We start from the raw sequence: 3,292 nt of genomic DNA on the forward strand, positions 1-3,292 counted from the left end.
CTGCAACCAGTGTGAAAGTAGGTCATCGTCAGGCTAGTTCTACCGCATCAGCCCTGCCTCCTTACGGACGCAGGGCTGTTTGCTTTGCGCGTGCGCAATGCATGCCGCATAGGGTGCAGCAATCGACGGTCTGGTAGGATGAACGGAAAGCCCGGTTAGTGATGACTACTTTTGCGACCAGAGCCGGACCTCTTTCCGCCGCCGGACACTTTATTTTCGGTGGCCCAAGCGCGACGCTTAGCTTCCTGCGCCGGAATGCCCCGCTTTCTATAAGAATCGGCAATATGTTTAGCCTGCCGTTCCTGCTTGTCCGTATAAGAAGACTTATCACCTTTAGGCATATCAAACACCCCGTCAGAACAATAGATCCGAACCATTGCATATATATTCGTTCGCGCTTCGGCCGTAGCAGTGGGAGATTAGTAAAGACAATTTGTTCCCGTTCGATTCCCTTATGGCTATTGGTCATAGCGTATTCGAACTATCTGCGATATTGATTACCGTCACGTAGCCGGTTAGTTAGCTCAACGGAGGAGTCAACCTGCCTATTTCACCCTTTGCTTCTCCAACTTGCGAGCCAGTGTGCGCCGATGCATGCCTAGCCGCCGCGCAGCTTCGGAAATATTGAAGTCGGTTTCTGCCAAGACTTCATGGATGCGTTCCCATTCCAACGTCTTGATCGAGGTAGATCGGTTAGTAAGTTCGACTTCGGCAGAACCCGCGATGTGCCCGAAAGCAGCTTCAATATCATCGGTGTTTGAAGGCTTCGCCAAGTATTGGCAGGCCCCCAGCTTGATTGCTTCAACGGCAGTATTGATACTCGCGAAACCTGTCAGCACAACGATTAGCATGTCGGGATTATGTTGATGCAGCAACTGCACGCAAGACAAACCCGAGGTATTGCCCTCAAGCTTGAGATCGACGACAGCATGCGTTGGGGAATGTCGCTCAAGCATCTCCTCGACTTCATCGCGCTGCGATGCATGCAACACCTGGTATTGGCGGCGTTCAAATGAACGTCCAAGGGTACGTGCAAATGCCGCATCGTCCTCGACAATCAGAAGCAAACGTTCAGATGCCATTTACTTTGCCCTCTTCGTAGATTATCGAGGCAAGCGGCAGAGTCAATGAGACCATCGCTCCACCTTCCGGTCGATTACGTGCGTTAACAACGCCACCCAGTGTGCGGGCGACGTTAACAACAAGAAAGAGGCCCAGGCCGCCACCCGCGTGTCCTTTGCTCGACTGATACGGTTTGCCCAGATGAGCCAGCATTGCAGGAGGAAAGCCGGCACCGGCGTCGGTCACTGTAAGTTGCAATGCGCCGCCTTCGCGAGTCGCTTCGAAACTGACCCAGTGCGGCGACGCATCGGCGGCATTATCGAGCACATTGAAGATCATCTGCTTGAGTGTCGAGTCGAATACGACAGGCAAATCATCCTTGATGTAATTCTTGTATACGAATGACACAACTGGCCGACTTGACTGCCATTCCTTTGCCAAATCGTTCAAGAACGTATTGATGGTGGTCTTGGCGGATGATTCGCCACGTGCCTCGCCTGCCGAGAGAAGAATTCCGCTGACAATTTTTTTGCAGCGTTGAAGCTGGGCCTGCATTTCGCCAATCTCTTCAAGCAAGTCGGCATTGCGGGCAAGCTGCGGCATGCGTTTCCAGTCACCTAGAATAACCGACATGGTAGCAAGTGGTGTTCCCAACTCATGCGCAGCCCCGGAAGCAAGCAGGCCCATCCGGACAATATGGTCTTCTTCCACGGCCCGCTGCCGAAGCAATGCCAATTGGGCGTCGGCAGCGCGTACGTTCTGGTTGATACGTGTGATGAAGAAGACCAGCAGAACCGCGTTCAGCATGAAGCAGAGCAGCATGCCCTGAACATAGAGGCTGAAAAAACCTTCTTGTCCCGAGGGTAACTCCAACGGCTTGGAAAGAATCGACAAGCCTGCGAGGCAACTGCTGGTAATCAGCACGAAGATCCATGTCGTCCATGTTTCCAGAAGAACGGCGCTCAGGATCACCTGCAGCAGATAAAGAAATGCAAACGGATTGCTTGCGCCACCGCTGAAGTACAACTGAGCGGTCAGGCTTGCCACGTCGACCAATAACGCAAAGAACAGCTCGCTATTGGTAACTACGCGTTGTTCATGCCACCGCAGATGGCTGCCGATATTGAACGCGATAAGGCAGGCCAGAACTGCCACCATTTGGGGAAGCGGAAGCTGTATTCCATAGCCGAGCGAAACTACTGAAATGGTGGTGACCTGCCCAACGACGGCGAGCCAGCGCAGATGGATCAGCTGCAGCATGTTTGTATGGCCTGCCGCATTCTCGACGGACGAGGAAACCCATTGCTCCTTGAGCCTATCCTGGATACCTAAGGTATTGGGTCTGCTTTCCATTTTGATTTCCAATCGCCAGGCTAGCCTGCACCGGCACGCCGAGATTTGCGCTCCTCCCGGAAGACCCACAGGAATCCGCCAGCCACCATCAAGGCAAGAGCATACCAAGTCAGTGCGTAAATCAGATGATTGTTATGAAAGGAAATAACGGTCAACCCGCCGACTGGCTGAGGAGCGGTGCCCGGCGCGAGACGCGAAGAAGTTGCCTTGTCGGCATCGATGAAATAGGGGGCAACGCGGGACAGCCCATGCGTGCCAGCAATGGCCTCTACATCACGAGAATACCAACGGCCTGCGCCTGGATCGTTTTCGCGAAGGAAGCCGCCGCCCGGTTCTGACATGCGCAGCAGGCCGGTAACAAGCACCTGGCTGCATTTACCCATTTCTTGCCCTTCGCAGTTGTTTCCTGACGGACCATTGTCGCCGGTTTCAAGCTGAATGATTTTTTCAGCATCAATGCCACTGACATACCCGCGATTGATAATGACAATATTGCCGTCCGTATCGCGTAGCGGCGTCAACAACCAGTAACCGCTGCCAAGCTCGGTAAGGGCCTGAACCTTCGTCGTGAACCGATACAGGAAAGTGCCGCTGAGCTGAACATGCCGATATTCATCGCTTTCCGCAGTAACTTGCATCCAGCGGCCCGGCCCGGGGGCAGGCACGGGGTTGGCATGCACCCGCTGTTCAACACGCTCGATGAGCGACTGTTTCCATTGCAGCCGATAAAGCTGCCAGGTGCCCAGACCAAGCAATGTGATGAACGTAATCAGAGCGCCGATTGCCAGAGCTAGCTTGAATGCAAACGAGCGCGGGCGCGGACCGGGCCATTACGATACCGGGTCGCGCCAGGGCTCGGAGGTATCAGTGATTGGAT

At 54.1% G+C, this 3,292-nt stretch carries 3 protein-coding genes; all 3 read right to left on the reverse strand.

Annotated elements, in window-relative coordinates:
- Window positions 1–545 precede the first annotated feature (545 nt).
- From FH061_RS29025 to FH061_RS29035, 3 genes are read right to left on the reverse strand one after another with little or no spacing between them, the layout of a single operon-like run.
- Window positions 546–1,082 carry a response regulator transcription factor gene (locus FH061_RS29025; protein ID WP_151639320.1) on the reverse strand — a complete coding sequence of 179 codons (537 nt, stop codon included), beginning with the start codon at window positions 1,080–1,082 and terminating at the stop codon, window positions 546–548.
- A complete protein-coding gene (locus FH061_RS29030; RefSeq protein WP_151639321.1) occupies window positions 1,072–2,415 on the reverse strand; it encodes an ATP-binding protein in 1,344 nt (447 codons plus the stop codon). The genes FH061_RS29025 and FH061_RS29030 overlap by 11 nt, the downstream gene beginning before the upstream one ends.
- Window positions 2,416–2,435: 20 nt before the next feature.
- Window positions 2,436–3,203, reverse strand: a complete 768-nt coding sequence (locus tag FH061_RS29035; RefSeq protein ID WP_151639322.1) for an SURF1 family protein — start codon at window positions 3,201–3,203, stop codon at window positions 2,436–2,438.
- Window positions 3,204–3,292: the final 89 nt, after the last annotated feature.

Origin of the sequence: Noviherbaspirillum aerium, assembly GCF_008929045.1 — a bacterium.
Classification (GTDB): Bacteria; Pseudomonadota; Gammaproteobacteria; order Burkholderiales; family Burkholderiaceae_D; genus Noviherbaspirillum; species Noviherbaspirillum aerium.

Coding starts and splice junctions, on each gene's coding strand:
- FH061_RS29030 (WP_151639321.1), bottom strand. CDS start 2,415: ATGGAAAGCAGACCCAATACCTTAGGTATCCAGGATAGGCTCAAGGAG.
- FH061_RS29025 (WP_151639320.1), bottom strand. CDS start 1,082: ATGGCATCTGAACGTTTGCTTCTGATTGTCGAGGACGATGCGGCATTT.